Annotated in this window: 17 protein-coding genes and 1 pseudogene; 10 read left to right on the top strand and 8 right to left on the bottom strand. The window is 60.8% G+C overall.

Annotated elements, in window-relative coordinates; genetic code table 11:
* Positions 1-124: 124 nt before the first annotated feature.
* Entirely contained in the window at positions 125-1,597 is a 1,473-nt protein-coding gene (locus ACCD02_RS29470) for a helicase HerA-like domain-containing protein (protein ID WP_413309655.1), read from the bottom strand.
* A 185-nt stretch (positions 1,598-1,782) separates the two neighbouring features.
* On the opposite strand from ACCD02_RS29470, the gene ACCD02_RS29465 reads away from it, so the two are divergent.
* Together ACCD02_RS29465 and ACCD02_RS29460 are read left to right on the top strand one after the other, a co-directional pair.
* Positions 1,783-2,874, top strand: a complete 1,092-nt coding sequence (locus tag ACCD02_RS29465; RefSeq protein WP_413309661.1) for a glycosyltransferase family 4 protein — start codon at positions 1,783-1,785, stop codon at positions 2,872-2,874.
* Positions 2,867-3,607, top strand: a pseudogene (locus ACCD02_RS29460) (DUF2334 domain-containing protein); the annotation flags it as partial. The gene ACCD02_RS29465 and the pseudogene ACCD02_RS29460, both read left to right, overlap by 8 nt.
* Here ACCD02_RS29460 and ACCD02_RS29455 read toward each other — a convergent pair.
* Positions 3,604-3,795, bottom strand: coding sequence for a hypothetical protein (locus ACCD02_RS29455; protein ID WP_413309653.1), 192 nt, complete (start codon positions 3,793-3,795; stop codon positions 3,604-3,606). The pseudogene ACCD02_RS29460 and the gene ACCD02_RS29455 sit on opposite strands and share 4 nt — an antisense overlap.
* 166 nt (positions 3,796-3,961) lie before the next feature.
* Positions 3,962-4,813: a formyltetrahydrofolate deformylase gene (gene purU, locus ACCD02_RS29450; RefSeq protein WP_259098487.1), complete on the bottom strand. Its 852-nt coding sequence runs from the start codon at positions 4,811-4,813 to the stop codon at positions 3,962-3,964.
* A gap of 337 nt (positions 4,814-5,150) precedes the next feature.
* On the opposite strand from purU, the gene mvaT reads away from it, so the two are divergent.
* Positions 5,151-5,528 (top strand): histone-like nucleoid-structuring protein MvaT, encoded by a 378-nt coding sequence (mvaT, locus tag ACCD02_RS29445; RefSeq protein WP_259098485.1) that lies wholly within the window; start codon positions 5,151-5,153, stop codon positions 5,526-5,528.
* A gap of 86 nt (positions 5,529-5,614) precedes the next feature.
* Here mvaT and sbcB read toward each other — a convergent pair whose 3' ends face one another.
* Complete coding sequence (sbcB, locus tag ACCD02_RS29440) at positions 5,615-7,045, bottom strand: exodeoxyribonuclease I (RefSeq protein ID WP_413309651.1); 1,431 nt, start codon at positions 7,043-7,045, stop codon at positions 5,615-5,617.
* Between the two features lie 192 nt (positions 7,046-7,237).
* Between sbcB and ACCD02_RS29435 the strand changes: the two genes are divergently transcribed.
* The 6 genes from ACCD02_RS29435 (at position 7,238) to ACCD02_RS29410 (ending at position 14,392) form a co-directional block, all read left to right on the top strand.
* Positions 7,238-7,963 carry an RDD family protein gene (locus tag ACCD02_RS29435; protein WP_413309649.1) on the top strand — a complete coding sequence of 242 codons (726 nt, stop codon included), beginning with the start codon at positions 7,238-7,240 and terminating at the stop codon, positions 7,961-7,963.
* Positions 7,960-8,940 (top strand): stage II sporulation protein M, encoded by a 981-nt coding sequence (locus ACCD02_RS29430; protein ID WP_413309647.1) that lies wholly within the window; start codon positions 7,960-7,962, stop codon positions 8,938-8,940. Before ACCD02_RS29435 ends, ACCD02_RS29430 begins: the two co-directional genes overlap by 4 nt.
* Positions 8,927-10,519 carry a DUF4129 domain-containing protein gene (locus tag ACCD02_RS29425; protein WP_413309645.1) on the top strand — a complete coding sequence of 531 codons (1,593 nt, stop codon included), beginning with the start codon at positions 8,927-8,929 and terminating at the stop codon, positions 10,517-10,519. Before ACCD02_RS29430 ends, ACCD02_RS29425 begins: the two co-directional genes overlap by 14 nt.
* Positions 10,516-11,742, top strand: a complete 1,227-nt coding sequence (locus tag ACCD02_RS29420) for a DUF4350 domain-containing protein (RefSeq protein WP_413309643.1) — start codon at positions 10,516-10,518, stop codon at positions 11,740-11,742. The genes ACCD02_RS29425 and ACCD02_RS29420 overlap by 4 nt, the downstream gene beginning before the upstream one ends.
* A gap of 212 nt (positions 11,743-11,954) precedes the next feature.
* Positions 11,955-13,052, top strand: coding sequence for an AAA family ATPase (locus ACCD02_RS29415; RefSeq protein ID WP_413309659.1), 1,098 nt, complete (start codon positions 11,955-11,957; stop codon positions 13,050-13,052).
* A complete protein-coding gene (locus ACCD02_RS29410; RefSeq protein ID WP_413309642.1) occupies positions 13,049-14,392 on the top strand; it encodes a DUF58 domain-containing protein in 1,344 nt (447 codons plus the stop codon). The genes ACCD02_RS29415 and ACCD02_RS29410 overlap by 4 nt, the downstream gene beginning before the upstream one ends.
* 139 nt (positions 14,393-14,531) lie before the next feature.
* Here ACCD02_RS29410 and ACCD02_RS29405 read toward each other — a convergent pair whose 3' ends face one another.
* Together ACCD02_RS29405 and ACCD02_RS29400 are read right to left on the bottom strand one after the other, a co-directional pair.
* Positions 14,532-14,888, bottom strand: coding sequence for a PilZ domain-containing protein (locus ACCD02_RS29405; RefSeq protein WP_413309640.1), 357 nt, complete (start codon positions 14,886-14,888; stop codon positions 14,532-14,534).
* A 204-nt stretch (positions 14,889-15,092) separates the two neighbouring features.
* Positions 15,093-15,470, bottom strand: coding sequence for a tetratricopeptide repeat protein (locus ACCD02_RS29400; RefSeq protein WP_413309638.1), 378 nt, complete (start codon positions 15,468-15,470; stop codon positions 15,093-15,095).
* Between the two features lie 177 nt (positions 15,471-15,647).
* Here ACCD02_RS29400 and pyk point away from each other — a divergent pair, with 177 nt between their 5' ends.
* Entirely contained in the window at positions 15,648-17,099 is a 1,452-nt protein-coding gene (gene pyk / locus ACCD02_RS29395; protein ID WP_413309636.1) for a pyruvate kinase, read from the top strand.
* Positions 17,100-17,621: 522 nt separating this feature from the next.
* On the opposite strand, the gene ACCD02_RS29390 is transcribed toward pyk, so the two are convergent.
* Positions 17,622-18,557 (bottom strand): iron-sulfur-binding ferredoxin reductase, encoded by a 936-nt coding sequence (locus tag ACCD02_RS29390; RefSeq protein WP_413309634.1) that lies wholly within the window; start codon positions 18,555-18,557, stop codon positions 17,622-17,624.
* Entirely contained in the window at positions 18,550-19,659 is a 1,110-nt protein-coding gene (locus tag ACCD02_RS29385) for a diguanylate cyclase domain-containing protein (protein ID WP_413309657.1), read from the bottom strand. The genes ACCD02_RS29390 and ACCD02_RS29385 overlap by 8 nt, the downstream gene beginning before the upstream one ends.
* Positions 19,660-19,888 lie beyond the last annotated feature (229 nt).

Below are 19,888 nucleotides of genomic sequence, written 5' to 3'. Positions count from 1 at the left end.
CCCAAACACCCTCTGGGCGGGGGCCCTCCCCCGGCCCGTCACCCGGGGCGGGGGGGCGGGGGTGTGGGGGGGGCCCCCCACGGCCGGGGCCTTACCCGGGGCGCAATGGGGTGGCCTGCCCGCTTCAGCGCCGTCGCTTGCTACCCAGTAACGACCCCATCAAGCCTCTGACCAATTCGCGGCCAATCTGACTGACGGCCTGGCGCATCGCTGACTTGAGCGCCTGTCCGGCCACCCCGCCAAGAAACTCCCCGGCCATATCGCCCAATCCCTTTTCTTCGGGCACCGCCACCTCAGGCGTGGTCACAGAAGCTTTTCGGGCCAGCAGTTCATAGGCCGACTCGCGGTCAAACGCTTGATCGTAACGTCCAGCCAGAGGCGACTGACGAATCAGCGTCATTCGCTCTTGCTCGCTCAACGGGCCGATACGTGACTGCGGTGGCGCAATCAGCACCCGCTGGACCATTGCGGGCGTACCCTTGTCCTCCAGGGTTCCGACCAGCGCCTCGCCTATGCCCAACTCAGTCAACGCAGCCAAGGCGTCGATGGCCGGGTTGGGCCGGAAGCCGTCGGCCACAGCGCGCAGGGATTTCTGTTCTTTGGCCGTGAACGCCCGCAACCCGTGCTGAATACGCAGACCCAGTTGTGCGAGCACGTTATCCGGCAAATCACCGGGCGACTGGGTGACAAAAAACACCCCGACACCCTTTGAACGAATCAGCCGCACCACCTGCTCCAGACGTTCGCGCAAAGCGACAGGGGTCCCGGTAAACAGCAAATGAGCTTCATCGAAAAACAGCACCAGCAACGGCTTGTCGGCATCGCCACGCTCCGGCAATTGCTCGAACAGCTCCGCCAACAGCCATAAGAGGAAAGTGGCATAGACCTTGGGCGACTCATGTATCAGGCGACTGGCCTCCAATAAATGGATGCGTCCACGGCCATTGCTGTCCGGATGCAACAAGTCTTCGAGCTGTAACGCCGGCTCGCCGAACAAGGCTTCAGCACCCTGCTGTTCAAGCACCCCCAGGCGCCGCAGCAACGCCTGGCTTGAACCGGTGGTCATCAACGCACTGTCTTCGCCCAGCAGCTGCGGGTTGTCCTTGAGGTGCTTGAGCAATGCCTTGAGGTCCTTGATATCCAACAGCAAGAGACCTTCGCGATCGGCGACCTTAAAGGCGGCGTACAGGGTCGATTGCTGGCTGTCGGTCAGTTCAAGCAGATTACCCAGCAACAACGGCCCCATTTCAGACAGGGTGGTGCGCAATGGATGACCTGACTGACCCTGCACATCCCACAAGGTCACCGGATAAGCCTGAGACTGATAATTCAGCCAGGGCATGCCGGCAATCCGTTCGGCCACTTTACCCCGGGAGACACTCGGTGCCCCCAGACCACACAGGTCACCCTTGATATCAGCGGCGAACACCGCGACGCCGGCATCGCTGAAACTTTCAGCCAGGCGTTGCAGGGTGACGGTCTTGCCGGTGCCGGTCGCTCCCGCAATCAGACCGTGACGGTTACACAGGCGCAAGGCCTGACTCACCGCCAGCCCGTCAGGACCGGCACCGAGGACAATCGAACGAGACTCGGACATGACATCACCCGCATGGCACGTGGAAGAGTGGTCAAGTATTGACCAGCTTTGCCACGGCCACACGGGCGCCTGCTACTCGTCCCCTGTGGCGAACCATCTATTCTCAACCGTGGTCAATCCTTGAACCCTGCGTTGCAGCAGCCCGCCCAGGAGGATCTATCCCCGTGCACATCGCCGACATGACCATGTTCTACGCCCCGGCCAGCGGCGGCGTGCGTACTTATCTGGATGCCAAGCACCGCTGTCTGGAGCGCTATCCCGATGTTCGTCACAGCCTGTTGATTCCTGGCGCCCACCTGAGCCAGCGCAACGGCATCTATCAGGTCCCTACTCCCGCAGTGCCCTTTGCCAACGGCTATCGCTTTCCGATGCGCATGCACCAGTGGCGCAAGGCAATTGAAGCCCTGCAGCCAGACCTTATCGAAGTCGGTGACCCTTACCTGACCGCCTGGGCGGCTCTTGATGCCCGGCGACAACTGGACATGCCAGTCATCGGTTTCTATCACTCGGACCTGCCTATGCTGGTCAGCAATCGCGTCGGCCATTGGCTGGGCAGTAATGCCGAAACCTATATCAGCAAGCTCTACAGCCATTTCGACCGGGTGCTCACTCCGAGCAACCTGATGGCCGAGAAACTGACCGAAATGGGCGTCGGCAATGTCCATGTGCAGCCTCTGGGCGTCGACCTTGAGACCTTCAACCCGGACAAATACGACCCGACCCTCCGGCGCGGCCTTGGCCTGGACGAGGATACCCGACTGCTGGTGTTCGCCGGGCGCGGCGCCAAGGAGAAGAACCTGCCGGTGCTGCTGGAGTGCATGAAGCTGCTGGGCCCCAATTACCACCTGCTGCTGATCGGCTCCCATATGCCGAGCCAGGTGCCGGATAATGTGTCAGTGCTGGAACGCTTTCGTCCGGTAGAAGATGTCGCGCGCCTGCTGGCCAGCGCCGACGCCCTTGTGCATGCCGGTGATCAGGAAACCTTCGGTCTGATCGTGCTCGAAGCCATGGCCAGCGGCATTCCGGTGGTCGCGGTGGCAGCCGGGGCCTTCAATGAAATCGTGCCACCTGCCTGCGGCATGCTTTGTGAACCAAACCACCCTGACGCCATGGCCAGTGCCGTGCGCGAACTGTTCGCCAACGGCGCCAAAAACAAAGGGATGGTTGCCCGCGCCTATGTGGAAAATCACTACGCCTGGGACAAGGTGGTCGAGGGCCTGATGGGCCACTATCAGGACGTCCTCGGCAGCAGCATGCCGGAAATGGTCCGTGTCTGACCCGCGCAGCGTCTTGCTGGTACTGCATGATGTCAGCCCGGCAAGCTGGGCTGACTATCGCGACTTTGTCCATGAAGTCGATGCACTGGGTGCTATCCCGATTACCTGGCTGGTAGTCCCGGACTTTCACAAGCGTCACGCCCTGGAACGCAACCCCGCCTTCTGCCAAATGCTCGAACAACGCCTGGCCCGAGGCGACGAACTGGCCCTGCATGGCTATTACCACTGCGACGACCAGCCCCCGCCGCGCACGCTGCACGAGTACTTCATGCGTCGCATCTACACCTGGGAAGGTGAATTCTACGAGCTGACGACGGCACAGGCCCACACGCGCCTGGAAGCAGGAATCGAGCTTTTTCAACGTCACCGCTGGCCGTTACATGGCTTCGTCGCTCCGGCCTGGCTGATGAGCCAGGGCAGTCGCGAAGCCCTGCGTCATCTGCCACTGGACTACACCACTGACGCCGGGCACTTCTACCGCCTGCCGGATTTCCAGGCGCTGCCAGCACCTGGCATCGTCTGGAGCGCAGGCACAGCCTGGCGCCGAGGCCTGTCAAAATTTATTGGAGACGTTCGCCAATGGCAGACGAAACAGGCCGCGACCCTGCGCCTGGGTCTGCACCCTGTGGATATGCGTCATGACTTCTCTCGTCGCTACTGGTTGCAGTTGCTGCAACAGTTACTGGAAGACGGCCGTCAGCCCATGACCAAGTTCGGCTGGTTGCAAGATCAGGGCTTTTGCTTGCCCGGCTCTTCATCGCGCACGTCTACTGCGGGCTGCAAGCTTTCCCACAGTTCGGCGGCGCCTTCGAATTCAGTACCGTTTTCCGGCGTCAGGGCGTCCGGGTCATAACGGCTCAGACAACCCTCGCCGAGAGTAGGCGGAGCGGTCGAGGTGGCTTTGTCGAGGGGATCGGACATGGAAACCTCTCTTTAGAAAAGGACGAGCGTTTTTTGGGACCGGCTTGAGCCGGGAAGACAATGCCACAAACACTTAAAATGCATCTGTCCTGCCTGCGCCTTCCCGGCTAAAGCCGGTCCCATAACACAAAAGTCGATCCCGGATCAGATGGGTATCGACGTCTGATCAGTCAAAAACCACAGTCTTGTTGTCATGCACCAGTACCCGGTCTTCCAGGTGCGCGCGCAGGCCGCGGGCCAGGACCATCTTTTCCACATCGCGACCGAAGCGCACCATGTTTTCGATGCTGTCGCGGTGGCTGACGCGCACTACGTCCTGCTCAATGATCGGACCTGCATCCAGCTCTTCAGTCACATAGTGGCAAGTCGCGCCGATCAACTTCACGCCACGCAACGACGCCTGATGGTAGGGCTTTGCGCCTACGAACGACGGCAGGAAGCTATGGTGGATGTTGATGACCTGATGAGCATAGTCCCGGCACAGCTGCGGCGGCAGGATTTGCATGTAGCGCGCCAGGACCACGACATCGGCCTGGTGATGCCCGACCAGACGCGAAACCTCGGCAAATGCCGGCTCCTTGTCCTGGGGATCGACCGGCACGTGGTAATAAGGAATGTCGTGCCACTCCACCATGCTGCGCAGGTCCTGGTGGTTGGAGATCACGCAGGCAATCTCGCAGTCCAGCTCGTCGCTGTGCCAGCGGTGCAGCAGGTCGGCCAGGCAATGGGACTCACGGCTGGCCATCAGTACCACGCGCTTTTTCTGCGCGGAGTCAGTAATGCGCCAGTCCATGGCGAACTCTTCGGCAATCGGCGCAAATGCCTCGCGAAAGCCTTCTAGTTCAAATGGCAATGTATCGGCACGAATCTCGTGGCGCATAAAAAACCAGCCGCTGAGATTGTCCGAATGGTGGCTCGCTTCGGTAATCCAGCCGTTATGGGACGCCAGAAAATTACTGACTTTGGCAACGATGCCAACACGGTCCGGGCAAGCAATCACCAGACGAAAAGTGCGCATGAGGGAAACTCCAGAACTTCGCAAAGGCGGCCATTCTAGCGATTGCGCGGCAAAACTGCACAGGACTCATTCAGCCCTGACGGTGCGACGCTCTGGCATACCAGCCGCTGATGAACATGCCTGCCCTGTCCAGGGCTGCCGACACGCATTTAAGTGCCTTGCAGCGGGACTATCTTTCGTACGAAAAGGTCTGACGTCTAGTTCCTCAGCGCTGTAGGACCGCTCTATATTTCTAAATAATTCAAATAAAACTTTTATTTAATGTTTACTTGGACAAAGAGCATGACTATTATTGCTCCACAGATCCCTGCCCACATCACAACATAAGGTCTTCCTCATGTCTCTGATCAACGAATACCGCGCCACAGAAGAAGCCATCAAAGAACTGCAAGCTCGTTTGAAGAACCTGTCGGAAGACGACAAACTGCAAAAAGAGCTGGAATTCGAAGGCAAACTGCGCACCCTGATGGCTGAGTATCAGAAGTCCCTGCGCGACATCATCGCCCTGCTCGATCCTGACGCCAAAGTTAATAAAGCACCTCGCGGCATCGTCAAGACTACCGGCACCAAGCGTGCGCGCAAAGTCAAGCAATACAAAAACCCGCACAACGGTGAAGTCATCGAAACCAAAGGTGGCAACCACAAAACTCTGAAAGAGTGGAAAGCCAAGTGGGGCGGTGACGAGGTTGAAAGCTGGGCAACTCTGCTGGGCTAAGCCCGGACAAGATCGCCGATCTTTCGCTGCACCCAAAAACGCCAGCCTGCTGGCGTTTTTTATTGCCTACGCAATACCCGATGAGGTCAGAGCCCCAGGCGCTGACGCAATAACTGCACATGCTGCTGCCATTCACCCAACACCTGGAGTTGCGCGGTACTCGCCGTGGGAGACAACTCGGCCAGCGCCTGCGCAAAGCCTTGCAACGTATTAGGTGCGCCTTTTCCAGCGTCTGTCAGACGCTCCCGACAGAAAGCCCGCCAGCGCTGCGCCTCCTCTGCAGTCAAGGTGTCAGAAAAGTTACGGGCACGGTAACGAAACAATAATTCAGGGAGTCGCGCATCGTCGAATGGCCACGCGCCGCGCGCCAACTGTTCGGGCTCGGCAATGCGCACTTGTTCACATAAACGACGATCACGATCACCCATAAAGCCGTCATACAACTGTTGTTCAGGATCATCAGTGCCCGCGAATTCCTCAGGGCCATAAACGACCTTGAGTTTTTCCTCCCATAGTTCCCGGGCCTCGACCAACCGTTCTGCTCGCTGCTGATAGCCAGCCACATCCAGTTGCAGACGCTCAATATCTTCGGCACGCAGCACGCCCATCGGCGCTACCACCGGACAGCGATTTATATGCAGCAGTTTCAGCGGCACCGGCAGTTCGCCTTCTGCCAGATCGTCACGACGCGTATATAACCGTTGTCTTAATATTTGCGCCTGCTCTTGCAACAGAGGGGCATGATCCAGATGCAAGTCACAGACAATCAATGCATTGCGGTTTTTCGGATGCCAGGCCAGCGGCAACACGACGCCCAGGTAGTTACGGGCCGCAGAAAAACGTCCGGAAATATGCACCAGCGGTTGCAACAGGCGAATCTGCTCTTGAACCTTCTGTTTACTGCGAAGATGAAATAAAAAGTCATAAAGCCTGGGTTGTTTTTCACGAATCAAACGCGCGAGTGCAATGGTTGCGCGAACATCGGATAAAGCGTCATGAGCCTGGCCGTGGTCAATACCGTTGGCAGCGGTCAAACGCTCCAGTTTCAAGGTGACCCGCCCTTCTTCCTCGGGCCAGACAATGCCTTCAGGCCTCAGCGCATAAGCAGTGCGCACAACATCAATCAAATCCCAACGACTGTTACCGCCCTGCCATTCACGACCGTAAGGATCGAAAAAGTTGCGATACAGGCTGTAGCGCGTGACCTCATCATCGAAACGCAGGGTGTTGTAACCTGCGCCACAAGTACCCGGCGCCGCCAGTTCGGCATGCACCCGGGTCATGAACTCGGCCTCACCCAACCCCTGTTCGGCCAGGCGCGAAGGGGTGATGCCGGTGATCATGCAGGCCGCCGGATGGGGCAGGATGTCGTCACTGGGCTGACAATAAAGATTCACCGGCTCGGCGATCTCATTGAGTTGGTCATCGGTGCGAATACCGGCAACCTGCAAGGCCCGATCATTACGCGGGTTGATGCCGGTGGTTTCGTAGTCGTACCAGAAAATGCTGGAAGTCACGGGCTGATCCTGAACAGAAGACCGCCGAAGTGTAGGGCCGAGTTCAAGCAAATGGCGAATTGGATAATGTTCTGATACATCTTTCGGACGTTTCCCAATGCCCGTGGCCGTGCGGGCACAGAAAAATTAATAGTCATTTTCATGACTCACCACTAGGATCAGTCTTTCCCCAAGGAATCCCCATTCCCGACAATGCCATCCCCGCACGCTTTGCCAAGGACCGCGCCATCGCCTGCGCCGCTGGACACCCGCATCCGCATCGAGACCCCGGAAGGTATCGATCTGATCTTGCGCCCTGCGGGCCTGGTCCCGCGGGCTATGGCATTCGCCATCGACCTGGGCATTCGTGGCATCACCCTGCTGATTCTCGCCGTGCTGCTGCACCCGCTGGAGAAGTTCGGCGCGGGCCTCACCGCCCTGGCGCTGTTTCTGGTGACCTGGTGGTACGCCGTGTTGTTCGAAATGCTTAATCAGGGCCGTACACCCGGCAAGCAGATCATGGGCCTGCGGGTAGTCCACGATGACGGCACCCCCATCGGCTGGACCGCCTCGCTGATTCGCAACCTGCTGCGCTTTGTCGACATGTTGCCGGTGGGCTATTGCGTCGGCGCCATTGCCTGCCTGCAACAGTCCATGTTCAAGCGCCTGGGTGATCTCGCCGCCGGCACGCTGGTGGTCTATCGCGACATTCCGGTCAAGCGCCCGAGCCTGCCGGAAGCCAGCGCGCAGATTGCCCCCTTCGCCCTGAGCCTGGACGAACAGCGTGCCGTGCTCGGTTTTGCTGAACGCCAAAGTGAGCTGAGCAAGGAGCGCACCGAAGAGCTGGCCAATATCCTTGCCAAACCGTTACGCGTTCATCCCACCCAGGCCGTCACCCGACTCAACGGCATCGCCCGCGGACTGTTGGGCCCGCCATGAAGCAGAGCGTTTTTGAAAGTCGCCATCAGCAAGACTGGCTGCGTTTTGCCACGCAACTGGATGCCCTTGAGCGCGGCAAGACCAAGGCAAAATCCTTTGACTCGTTCAGCCAGGATTACCGTCGCCTTTGCCAGCAGCTGGCCCTGGCCCAGGAGCGCGGCTACAGCAGCCATATCGTCGATCCGTTGCAACAACTGGCCATGCGCGGTCATCAGCAGTTGTATCGTCATCGCAGCCAACTGGGCGGTAAACTGCTGAGTTTTATCCTTGCCGACTTCCCGCGCCGGGTACGCAACGAATGGCGTTTCGTACTGGCCGCCACCCTGCTGTTCTTCGCCAGCCTGATCGTCATGGCCGCACTGGTCTACGGCTTTCCCGACCTGGTCTACAGCGTCGTCAGCCCCGAACAGGTGGCCGAGATGGAGAGCATGTACGACCCCTCGGCCGCCAGGATCGGCCAGGCCATCGAGCGCGAATCCAGCGATGACTGGCAGATGTTCGGCTACTACATCATGCACAACATCGGCATCGGCTTTCAGACCTACGCTTCAGGCCTGCTGTTCGGCCTGGGCAGCCTGTTCTTCCTGTTGTTCAACGGCCTGATGATCGGCGCGGTTGCCGGGCACCTGACCGGCATCGGCTTCGGCCAGACGTTCTGGTCGTTCGTCGTCGGCCATGGGGCCTTCGAACTGACCGCCATTGCCCTGGCCGGTGCCGCCGGCCTGAAACTTGGCGCCGCCCTGCTCGCCCCCGGCCCACGGCCGCGCGGTGAAGCCCTGCGCCTGGCTGCCAAAGACAGCGTGGAGCTGATCGGTGGCGTCATCCTGTTCCTGTTGATCGCGGCCTTTATAGAAGCCTACTGGTCCTCCCTGGCCTGGCCCTCGCCTACGCTCAAATACAGTGTCGGCGGCGGCCTGTGGCTGCTGGTGCTGACTTACCTGACCCTTGCCGGACGCAACCGCCATGCGCCTGACTGACGCCAGCGTAGCCATTCGCCCGCGCAACCCGTGGGAGTCCATCGACCTCGGCGTACTGTTGGCGCGGGAGCATCGCGGCCTGCTCATGGGCAGTTGGGCCCTGGTGACGCTGCCGATCTTCTGCCTGCTCAGCGCCGTGTTCTGGGAATACCCGTCCATTGCCATTTTCGTGTTCTGGTGGCTCAAGCCGCTGTACGACCGCCTGCCGCTGCTGATCCTTTCCCAGGCATTGTTTGGCAATACTCCGAGCCTCAAGGAAGCCCTGAAAGCCTGGCCGCGCACCCTCAAGTCGCAATGGCTGGCCAGCCTGACCTGGCGTCGCCTGGGCGCCAGCCGCAGTTTCCTGCTGCCCGTCCAGCAGCTCGAACAGTTGAGTGGCGCCCCCCGCGCCCAGCGTATCGGCGTGCTGAGCCGCAAGGACATGCGCGCCGCACGCTGCCTGACGGCGGTCGGTGCGAGCCTGGAAACCGTCCTTTGGGTCGGCATGATCACGCTGTTCTACGCCATGATTCCCGAGCAGATCGAAATCGACTGGGGCTGGCAAAAGCTGCTCCTCGCCGAAGGCCAGTGGAACTGGCTGGAGCACCTGACCAACGCCTTTTACGCGCTGGTTCTGGTGTTCTGGGAACCCATCTATGTCGCCTGTGGCTTCACCCTCTACCTCAACCGGCGCACGCAACTGGAAGCCTGGGATATAGAACTGGTGCTGCGCCGCCTGCGCCAGCGTCTGATCGGCAGCGCCTATGTGCTGCTGCTCGGCGCGGGCGTGGCGTTAATGACGGTCTCGTCGACCAGTTGGGCCGACGAACCACCCGACCAGAGTTGCCCTATCCCCGAACAGAGCCCGGTGAAGGCCGGTCAACAGGAAGCCGGGCCCATGAGCCCGCGCCTGACCCATCAGCCCGTGACCAGCCAGGACTCGGCCCGGCAGATCGGCAGCGTGCTGGATCAGCCGCCCTTCAAGAATATGAAGAGCGAAACCCGTTGGCGCTGGAAGACTCCGGACGAGGCCAAACCGGCCGATGAACATGCTCGTCAGGCGGCGCCATCCCCTTGGCTGATGCGCTTGCTCAACGCCGCCAGAACCCTGGCCAGCACCGTTGAGGTCCTGCTCTGGGGCGCCCTGCTGGCCGCGTTCTGCCTGCTGGCCTGGCGCTATCGCAGCTGGGTCGGCACCTTTGTCAGCCGTCGAAATGCAAAAGACAAACTGCCACTGCGAGACATGCCCGAGCAGTTGTTCGGTCTGCAGATCAGCAGCGCCAGCCTGCCGGACGACGTCGCCGGCCACGCGGAACAGCTTTGGGCCAGCCATCCCCGGGAAGCCCTGGGCCTGCTCTATCGAGCCCTGCTCAATCGCCTGCTGACGGACTATCAGTTGCCACTGAAAGAGGCCGATACCGAAGGCCAGGTCCTGCTCAGGGTTGCCAGCCTGGCCCAACCCTCGCTCACCGCTTTCAGTCGCAACCTGATGCGCCATTGGCAGAACCTCGCCTACGGTCATCAACTGCCGCCGGAGCAAGCGCGTCAGGAACTGTGTGACGGCTGGCGCAACCTGGGCAGACCGAGCGTAGCGTCATGACCCGGCGCACCGCGATCCTGCTCGGCCTGCTGATCATGGCGCTGCTGCTTCTGGCCGTTCAGCGCAGCTACGAGCATATCGAGCGCTATTCCGTCAGCATCGACCAGGGACCATCGCCGGAGGCCCGGAGCAACCCGTATCTCGCGGCTCAGGAGTTCCTGCGCCAGCGCTCGATCCCGGTCAACGTCATCACCAATATCAACCACTTGCCCGACCCCAATCCGGAGTTGCCCGCCAAGACCCTGATCCTGCTCGACAGCCGGGAAAACATGACGCCGAATCAGGCCGATGAGGTCTTGCAATGGGTGCTGGATGGCGGTCATCTGATCTTTGTTGCCGAACAGCTCTGGGACGAGAAGAAGGGCCGTAGCGGCGACTTGCTGCTGGATCGCCTGCATCTGCGCCAATACCTGAGCAAGGACCTGCAAAAGCAGGATTTGCAGGAAAGCAATCAGCGAGTCAGGCCGATGATTCCCATGCGCGCGGCACCGATTTCCGACACACCGAATCTGCCCTGGCCGGAACTGACCCGCTTATATATAGAAAACGAAAGCGCCCCGGCCTATATCGGTTTCGACACTGACTTCCATCTCGACGACCCGCAGGACGTCGCCCAGGCCTGGGCCAACAGCGCCGATTCCACCCACATGCTGCAACTCACCCGGGGTCAGGGCATCATCACCGTGGTGACCGACGCCGAGCTGTGGAAAACCCGCGCCATCGGCAAATACGACAATGCCTGGCTGCTCTGGTACCTGGCCCAGGACAGTGAAGTGACCATGGTCCTGCGCACCGATCACGACAACCTGTTCGGCCTGCTGCTGCATCACTTCCCCCTGGCCCTGACAGTACTGGCCCTGCTGATCGTCATGAGCCTGTGGCATGCCGGATTGCGCCACGGCCCCATGCTGGCCCCGGCGTCCCGCGCCCGCCGCCAGCTCACCGAACACCTGCGCGCCAGTGCCGACTTCCTCCTGCGCCACAGTGGCCAGCAAACCCTGCTGCGCGGCCTGCAACAAGACATTCTGCGCCGCGCCCGCCAACGCCACCCCGGCTTCGAACAGTTGGGCGTGGCCGATCAATGGCAAGTGCTGGCCCGTCTTACCCGCCAGTCCACCAGTGCCGTCGGCCAGGCCATGCGCCCGCGTCCGGCCAAGCGTCTTTCCAGTGCCGACTTCACCCGTCAGGTTGCCCACCTGCAAGCCCTCAGGAATGCCTTATGAGCGATCACCCGACCGAGTCTTCGAGCCAACAACCCGTCGAGTTCGACATTGATATACCCACCGAGCCCGTCGATCAGAATGCGCACTCTACCGGGGGCAATGATCACTCTGCTGTGGGACCGGCTTCGGCCGGGATTACGTCTTCCCGGCTGAAGCCGGTCCCACAGGACAGCGCCAGCCCGGGTCGCTATGTGTTCATTCACAAGCGCATGATGACTCCCGCAGCCGATGAAGTCGTCGCGGCAGTCGATACCCCGGTCGAAACCGGGCCTGAAGGCGCAACCAGCGAACCAGTCGCCGTCGAACCACCAGCGCCAGCGCCAACGGCGCCCGACCCCGACCACCAAACCAGGCAACGCCAGCGCGCCAGCCATCTGGCCCAGGCCATTCGCCATGAATTGCGCAAAGCGGTGATCGGTCAGGATGCCGTGATCGACGATGTGCTGACCGCCCTGATCGGCGGCGGCCATGTACTGCTCGAAGGGGTGCCGGGGCTGGGCAAGACCTTGCTGGTCCGGGCCCTGGCCCGTTGCTTCGGCGGCGATTTCGCGCGGATCCAGTTCACCCCGGACCTCATGCCAAGCGACGTCACCGGGCACGCCGTCTACGACCTGCAGACCGAGCAGTTCAAGCTGCGCAAGGGCCCGTTATTCACTAACCTGCTGCTGGCCGACGAAATCAACCGCGCTCCGGCCAAAACCCAGGCCGCGCTGCTCGAAGCCATGCAGGAGCGTCAGGTCACCCTGGAAGGCCGCGCCCTGCCGATTGCTCAGCCGTTCATGGTGTTGGCAACCCAGAACCCCATCGAACAGGAAGGTACCTACCCGCTGCCGGAAGCCGAGCTGGATCGCTTCATGCTCAAGCTGCGCATGGACTACCCCCAGGCCAACGAAGAGCTGGCCATGGTCCGCCAGGTCACCCGCTCCAGCCGCGCCGATATGCTCGACGTGCAACCCTTGCGCGTGCTGATGCATGCCCGGGAGGTACAAGCTCTGCAGCGTATTGCCAGCGAACTGCCACTGGATGAGCAGGTCCTGGATTATGCCGTGCGCCTGGCCCGGGCCACCCGTACCTGGCCGGGTTTTACCCTGGGTGCCGGGCCGCGGGCATCGATTGCCCTGGTCCGCGGCGCACGGGCCCGGGCCTTGCTGCGCGGTGGCGAGTTCGTCATTCCCGACGACGTCAAAGGCTGTGCCCTGGCGGTGCTGCGTCACCGTGTACGGCTGTCGCCGGAGCTGGACATAGAAGGCCTGTCGGTGGATCAGGTGCTACGCCAGATGCTCGATCAGGTTCCGGCACCGCGCCTGTGAAACAGCTCCTCAAGCCCTCGCGCAGCCTGCTGGGCATTCTGCTCGCGCTGCTGGGTATAGCCATTATCCTTGGCAGCCTGAATGCGCTGGATATCAGCGTGCCCGCCAGGGCGGCCAGTGGATTCGTCGCTGTACTGGTGGCGGTGGCCTTGCTGGGGTTGCTCGACGCCATCTGGCTCCTGCGCAGGCCTTCGCCACGCCTGCAACGGCACATGCCAGGCAGCCTGGCATTGGGTCGCTGGAGCGAAGTGCGCATGGATATCGAGCATGACAGCCCGGTCACCCTGACCCTGAGCCTGCATGATCACGCCCCGGCTGGCCTGGCGACCGAACACCTGCCGCAGAGCATCACGTTGCGTCCCGGCCAGCGCGGCGAGCTGGGCTATCGATTGCGTCCACTCAAACGCGGGCGCTTTCAGTTCGAGTGCTGCGAAATCAATCTGCCCAGCCCCTTGCGCCTGTGGCAGTCACGTCGCTATCTGGACGTACCCGGCAGCACCCGGGTCTACCCCGACTTTGCCCGGCTCTACGGTGGCCAGTTACTGGCTGTGGATAACTGGCTGAGCCAGATCGGCGTGCGTCAGCGTCAGCGGCGCGGGTTGGGCCTGGAGTTCAACCAGCTGCGCGAATTCCGCGAAGGCGACAGCCTGCGTCAGATTGACTGGAAAGCCACTGCCCGGCAACGCACGCCCATTGCCAGGGAATATCAGGACGAACGCGACCAACAGATAGTTTTCCTGCTCGACTGCGGCCGACGCATGCGCAGTCAGGACGGCGAGCTCAGTCACTTCGATCACGCCCTTAACGCCTGTCTGCTGCTCAGCTATGTGGCCTTGCGTCAGGGCGACGCCGTCGGCTTGTGTACCCTGGCCAGCGAACAACGTCGCTACCTGGCGCCGGTCAAGGGCCAGGGCCAACTGAGCCAGTTGCTCAATGGTGTCTATGATCTGGAGTGCAGCCAGCGACCGGCCGACTACAGCCAGGCGGTGCGGGAACTGCTGGTCAGGCAGAAACGTCGCGCCCTGGTGGTACTGATCACCAACCTGCGCGACGAAGATGACGAAGAACTGCTGGCCGCTGCCAAGCAATTGGGCCGCCAACATCGCGTATTGGTGGCAAGCCTGCGCGAAGATGTGCTCGACACCCTGCGCCAGACCACCGTGCAGACCCACGATGAGGCCCTGACCTACTGCGCCGCCGTGGACTTTCTCAACGCCCGTGCCGGATTACACGAACGCCTGAGCGCCCATGGCATTCCGGTACTGGACGTACGTCCCGGCGAACTGGGGCCGCAATTGGTCAGCCGCTATCTAAGCTGGAAAAAGGCCGGAGCGTTGTAAACAGGCGCGCGGACATCTATGTGGCCGACTTGCTGGCGCTAGCGACAGACCAGCCGCTAGCGCTGCTGTTGCGAGCAATTCGCACTCGATCGCCAGCAGGGCGGCTTCCATAAGATCCCATTTCAGATCAAAAGGATATTCAGGCCGAAGCCTCCACCGCATAAAAGCAGAAGTAGTACTTCAATGCCGCGATCAATTCGAAATATTCAGTGGGCGCCATTTCAAGGGAAAACCCCGAGTCGAAATGACCCGGCGTTTCATCTTCATGTGACCACAGGCAACGCGCACTGATATCCAGCGTACGTCGGCCGCGTTCACCGCCAGGCACTTGCAGGGACAGGGCAAAGACCGCCCCTACCAACAAGGGCAGATCACTGATCAGCATCAGGCCTTCGTCGGAGATATTGCCGAGATACCCCAGGGTCTTGCCGGTATAACGATTGTAAACCTGCAGAAAACAAGGCAATTGATGCCGTTCGATTCTTCGATTGAGCATGGAAAGGTCGCCATCGAGGACCATTGAGCATGGTCGCGCTAATGCTTTGAACTCACCACGTCAGATTGTGGAAAGCTCCGGCGGGTTCCGGGGCATTTGTGATGCCCTTGATCTCACCCGCGTTACAGAGACTAGCGCATAGATGGCAGACAGCCACTCAAATTCATGGCCGCTCATCCAATTGGGTGTAAAACTCTTGTTACCTCACAGCGGAGCCGGAGTGGTGACTGCGGCTGGCGCATTGCCACGATAATGGCCGAGCTGGGAAAGCGTATCCAGACGTGCACGAGCCCGGAAAGCATACTCGCTGTAAGGGAACTGAGTCATGATGTATTGATATGTCTGCGCGGCGTCGACATAGAGTTTTTGTCGCTCCAGGCACTGCCCGCGCAACATCGATACCTCCGGCTGGATGTATCGCCGCGCACGACTCTGCCGATCGACCTTGGACAGGTCCAGCATCACGGCATCGCAGTCACCGCGCTCGAAATCACGGTAGGCGCTGTTGAGATTCGAATTCATCGACCAACGGGTACAACCGCTGACAGCAGCCAGCAATACTAAAATCATCACGATACGCATGGGACTCTCCTGTGCTCTGCACGCTATCGGCCTGCGCCGCCATTTCTACAGGGCAGATTGATCGCCAATCGTCTGCCATTTGCCCGGCTGATCATCTTCGAGGTAGTGCAAAGGAACAATGACTACAGCCCAAGACAGTAGTAGCCTCTCGCTGCGCTTCAATTAAGGAGTTTGTGCATGACCGTTCGCCGTACCAAAATCGTTGCCACACTTGGCCCCGCCAGTAACTCGCCCGAAGTCATCGAGCAACTGATCCTCTCGGGTCTGGACGTTGCCCGCCTGAACTTTTCCCATGGAACCCCGGACGAGCACAAGGCTCGCGCCAAGCTGATCCGCGAGATTGCCGCACGGCACGGTCGCTTCGTTGCCCTGCTGGGTGACCTGCAAGGCCCGAAAATCCGTATCGCCAAATTCGCTGACAAGCGCATTGAACTCAAAGTCGGTGACAAATTCACCTTCTCCACTGCTCATCCCCTGACCGCAGGCAACCAGCAGATCGTCGGCATCGACTATCCGGACCTGGTCAAGGACTGCGGCGTGGGCGACGAACTGCTGCTCGATGATGGTCGCGTGGTCATGCGCGTCGACACCCAGACCGCTGACGAACTGCACTGCACCGTGCTGATCGGTGGCCCGCTGTCGGACCATAAAGGCATCAACCGTCGCGGTGGCGGCCTGACGGCTCCGGCCCTGACGGAAAAAGATAAACAGGACATCAAGCTCGCCGCAGAAATGGACCTGGATTACCTGGCCGTTTCCTTCCCGCGCGATGCGGCGGACATGGAATACGCCCGGCAACTGCGCGACGAGGCTGGCGGCACCGCCTGGCTGGTAGCGAAGATCGAACGTGCCGAAGCTGTGGCCGATGACGAAGTCCTCGATGCCCTGATCCGCGCCAGTGACGCCGTCATGGTTGCCCGTGGCGATCTGGGTGTGGAAATCGGCGACGCCGAGCTGGTTGGCGTACAGAAGAAAATCATTGCCCACGCGCGCACCCTGAACAAGGCCGTGATCGTCGCCACGCAAATGATGGAATCGATGATCACCAACCCGATGCCGACCCGCGCCGAAGTGTCCGACGTGGCCAACGCCGTGCTCGACTACACCGATGCCGTGATGCTCTCGGCCGAAAGCGCCGCCGGCTCCTATCCGGTGGAAGCGGTGCAGGCCATGGCCCGCATCTGCATGGGCGCCGAACGTCATCCGACCGGCAAGAGCTCCAAGCATCGCATCGGTGAGTCCTTCACTCGCTGCGACGAAAGCATCGCCCTGGCGGCCATGTACACCGCCAACCACTTCCCCGGCGTGAAAGCGATCATCGCCTTGACGGAAAGCGGCTACACCCCGCTGATCATGTCGCGCATCCGCTCCTCGGTGCCGATCTATGCGTTCTCCCCGCACCGCGCAACTCAGGCTCGTGCCGCCATGTTCCGTGGCGTCTACACCGTGCCATTCGATCCGGCCAACCTGCCACCAGGCCAGGTCAGCCAGTCGGCGGTGGACGAGTTGCTCAAGCGCGGTCTGGTCGAGCAAGGTGACTGGGTCATCCTGACCAAGGGCGACAGCTACCACACCATCGGCGGCACCAACGGCATGAAAATCCTGCACGTTGGCGACCCAATGGTCTAAGGCTCAGGCCTTATAGAAAAGCCCCGGCTCAGTGATGAGACCGGGGCTTTTTCATTAGAGTGGCGATCTTCAATGCCTGACTGTGTGGGAGATTCTATGTTTGATTTAAAGCCAGAGCAGCCCCTTCGCGGATGAATCCGCTCCCACAGATTCGATGATATTCACGCACTACTGTGGGAGCGAATTCATTCGCGAAAGCTTTATTCCGGACGCCGCCAAATGTGTTGGATGTACTGGCCCCTTCGCCAATGAATCTCCCACAGATCCGACGATATGCACGCGCTATTGTGGGAGCGAATTCATTCGCGAAAGCTTTTATTTCGGACGCCGCCAATGTGTTGGATGTACTGGCCCCTTCGCGGATGAATCCGCTCCCACAGATCCGATGATATTCACGCACTACTGTGGGAGCGAATTCATTCGCGAAAGCTTTATTTCGGACGCCGCCAAATGTGTTGGATGTACTGGCCCCTTCGCCAATGAATTCGCCCACAGTTCGCGCTCACTGGATTCGCTCAGCCGTCAGCAATCCGCCTGCCCGACAAAAACATCCGCCAACAACTGATTACGCGGCAACCCTGCCAGGTACAGTCGCTTGGCAAACAGCTCCACCCGACCGGGGCTGCCGCACAACAGGCCCATGGTCTGCCGCGGCAGCAGGCGCAACCCGTCCAGAAGGGCAGGCAACTGCTCTACCGTCACCTGTTGCACCGTCAGAGTGCTGTGGGCCGCCGCCAGGGCGTTCAACTCGTCCGCCAGGTAGTGCTCGGCCGCCAGATGAATCAGGTGAATCGGCCCTTGATGATCCTGACGCAGCGCCTCGCGCAGCAGCCCCCACAGCGGCGCCAGCCCCGTGCCCGCTGCCATCAGTAACAAGGGTCGCTCCTGCCAGTCCGGGTCGTAACGCAAGGCGCCACCGCGCAGCTCGCCCAGGCGCAAGTTATCGCCGGGTTGCAATTGCCGGGCGACGTCGATGAAGGCACCGGGTTGGCGGCAGTCCAGATGAAACTCCAGCCAGGGATCTTCCCCCGGCAGGCTGGCTAGCGAATAAGGCCGGGCCACGCCATTGGCCGTCCACAGCACCAGATGCTGCCCGGCGCGATAACGTAGCGGCCGCTGCGCTTCCAGACGCAGGCGCAACACCGTCGGCGCCAGCCAGTCGCAGGCGGCGACATGGGCGGGCAGGCCGTCACGCAACGGATCGAACACTTCCACCGTCAGGTCTTCGACGACCCGGCACTGACAGGACAGACGCCAGCCCTGTTGGCGCTTGCCCGCCTCCAGCGCGTCCGGCAAGGCATCCAGTGGCTCACCCTGCACGCAACGCACCAGACAGGCATGGCAACTCCCTGCCCGACAGCTGTAAGGCACGCTAACGCCCGCCTGATTCAAGGCGTCCAGCAGATTGCTCGACGCCGCGACCGACCAGCGCCGGTCACCCACCCGCAGCTCAGGCATTGGCCTGCTCCCAAGCGGCAACGCAGCGGTTGCGCCCGTCACGCTTGGCCTGATACAGCGCCTGATCGGCACGCTGCAGGGCCGTATCCAGATCATCGCCCCAGCGCAGCAGGGTCATGCCCACTGACAGGCTCAGCTCCACGTCACCCACGCCTTCAAGCTCGGCCCCGGCAAAAACCTGGCGCACCCGTTCGCAGCAGTCGCTCAGCTGATGTTGGGTACAACGGGGAATCAACATCACGAATTCTTCGCCTCCATAACGCGCCAGAATATCGCTCTCGCGCAGGCTGCTCTGGGTGACCCTGGCAAACGTCTGCAACACCCGATCACCGACCGCATGGCCGTAGGCGTCGTTGATGCGCTTGAAGTGATCCAGATCGATCAGGGCCAGGCCGTGGGTCTGCTCATCGTGCATCCCGTGCAACTCACGAGAGGCCATGCGCAGAAAGTAGCGGCGATTGTACAGATTGGTCAGCTCATCGGTGGCGGCCACTTCTTCGAGTTGGCGCATCATGCCGCGCAGCGTGTCCTGATGCGCCTGCAAGGCAAGGCGGCGCTGACGCATGCGCCCGCGCTGGGCCTGCACATAACCGGCAAATACACTCAGCCACGCCAGCATGACGAACAACACGCAGGTCTGCACCAGGACATGGCCGAACGGTGCAGGCGACGGCAGCATCAGCCACTCACGGGCATTGATCCCGAGAAAGCACAGAAAGACGATGACCGCGCAGCGGGCGAACACTTTGGCATCGAGCTGGAACAGGCCGAACAGCAAAATCGGCGCATACAGCGCCAGGAAAGTACCGCGCGAGCCATCCAGCCAGGCCAGCAGCCAGGTCAACCAGGCGATGGCCAGCAATACCTGGAACTCTGTCAGGCTCGGGTCGGCGAAGCGCTGGTTCCAGCCGCTGACGAAGACCGCCAGCAGGACCAACTGGCTTACCAGCACCAGACTGCTGCTGACCAGCGCCACCGGCAGCGGCTGGGCCAGGTCGCCGGTGCAGATTGCCAGCCACGTCAAGGCGAGCACCACGACATAGGTCAGTGCGGCCATCCCGAAACGCTGAAGAATAAGGGTCTGCCTGGTGTTGGCTATCAACCTGCCACGGGGTGTGCTCAAAAGGATTCCTTCCCGTAGTGGCACGAAGCAACCACTCTAGCGCTACGCTTGCGGGTTGCCTAGTCCGCATGTTCAAGACATACCTGTTAACCATCATCTGAATGGGCATGCGATTTTTGTAGGAGCTGCCGAAGGCTGCGATAGCGGTGTATCAGGTAGATCCATTCGCAGCCTTCGACAGCTCCCACTGCGATGTGTATACCCCACA

This window comes from Pseudomonas sp. Pseusp88, from assembly GCF_047303955.1.
Taxonomy (GTDB): domain Bacteria; phylum Pseudomonadota; class Gammaproteobacteria; order Pseudomonadales; family Pseudomonadaceae; genus Aquipseudomonas.
This window is presented reverse-complemented; position numbering and strand designations above follow the sequence as displayed.

Bases quoted from the DNA above. Each gene is read 5' to 3' on its own strand.
- ACCD02_RS29430 (WP_413309647.1), top strand. From the start codon at position 7,960: ATGAAGCAGAGCGTTTTTGAAAGTCGCCATCAGCAAGACTGGCTGCGT.
- ACCD02_RS29405 (WP_413309640.1), bottom strand. From the start codon at position 14,888: ATGCTCAATCGAAGAATCGAACGGCATCAATTGCCTTGTTTTCTGCAG.
- ACCD02_RS29415 (WP_413309659.1), top strand. From the start codon at position 11,955: ATGACTCCCGCAGCCGATGAAGTCGTCGCGGCAGTCGATACCCCGGTC.
- mvaT (WP_259098485.1), top strand. From the start codon at position 5,151: ATGTCTCTGATCAACGAATACCGCGCCACAGAAGAAGCCATCAAAGAA.
- ACCD02_RS29455 (WP_413309653.1), bottom strand. From the start codon at position 3,795: ATGTCCGATCCCCTCGACAAAGCCACCTCGACCGCTCCGCCTACTCTC.
- ACCD02_RS29465 (WP_413309661.1), top strand. From the start codon at position 1,783: ATGTTCTACGCCCCGGCCAGCGGCGGCGTGCGTACTTATCTGGATGCC.
- ACCD02_RS29435 (WP_413309649.1), top strand. From the start codon at position 7,238: ATGCCATCCCCGCACGCTTTGCCAAGGACCGCGCCATCGCCTGCGCCG.
- purU (WP_259098487.1), bottom strand. From the start codon at position 4,813: ATGCGCACTTTTCGTCTGGTGATTGCTTGCCCGGACCGTGTTGGCATC.
- ACCD02_RS29425 (WP_413309645.1), top strand. From the start codon at position 8,927: ATGCGCCTGACTGACGCCAGCGTAGCCATTCGCCCGCGCAACCCGTGG.
- ACCD02_RS29470 (WP_413309655.1), bottom strand. From the start codon at position 1,597: ATGTCCGAGTCTCGTTCGATTGTCCTCGGTGCCGGTCCTGACGGGCTG.
- ACCD02_RS29390 (WP_413309634.1), bottom strand. From the start codon at position 18,557: ATGCCTGAGCTGCGGGTGGGTGACCGGCGCTGGTCGGTCGCGGCGTCG.
- ACCD02_RS29400 (WP_413309638.1), bottom strand. From the start codon at position 15,470: ATGCGTATCGTGATGATTTTAGTATTGCTGGCTGCTGTCAGCGGTTGT.
- pyk (WP_413309636.1), top strand. From the start codon at position 15,648: ATGACCGTTCGCCGTACCAAAATCGTTGCCACACTTGGCCCCGCCAGT.
- ACCD02_RS29420 (WP_413309643.1), top strand. From the start codon at position 10,516: ATGACCCGGCGCACCGCGATCCTGCTCGGCCTGCTGATCATGGCGCTG.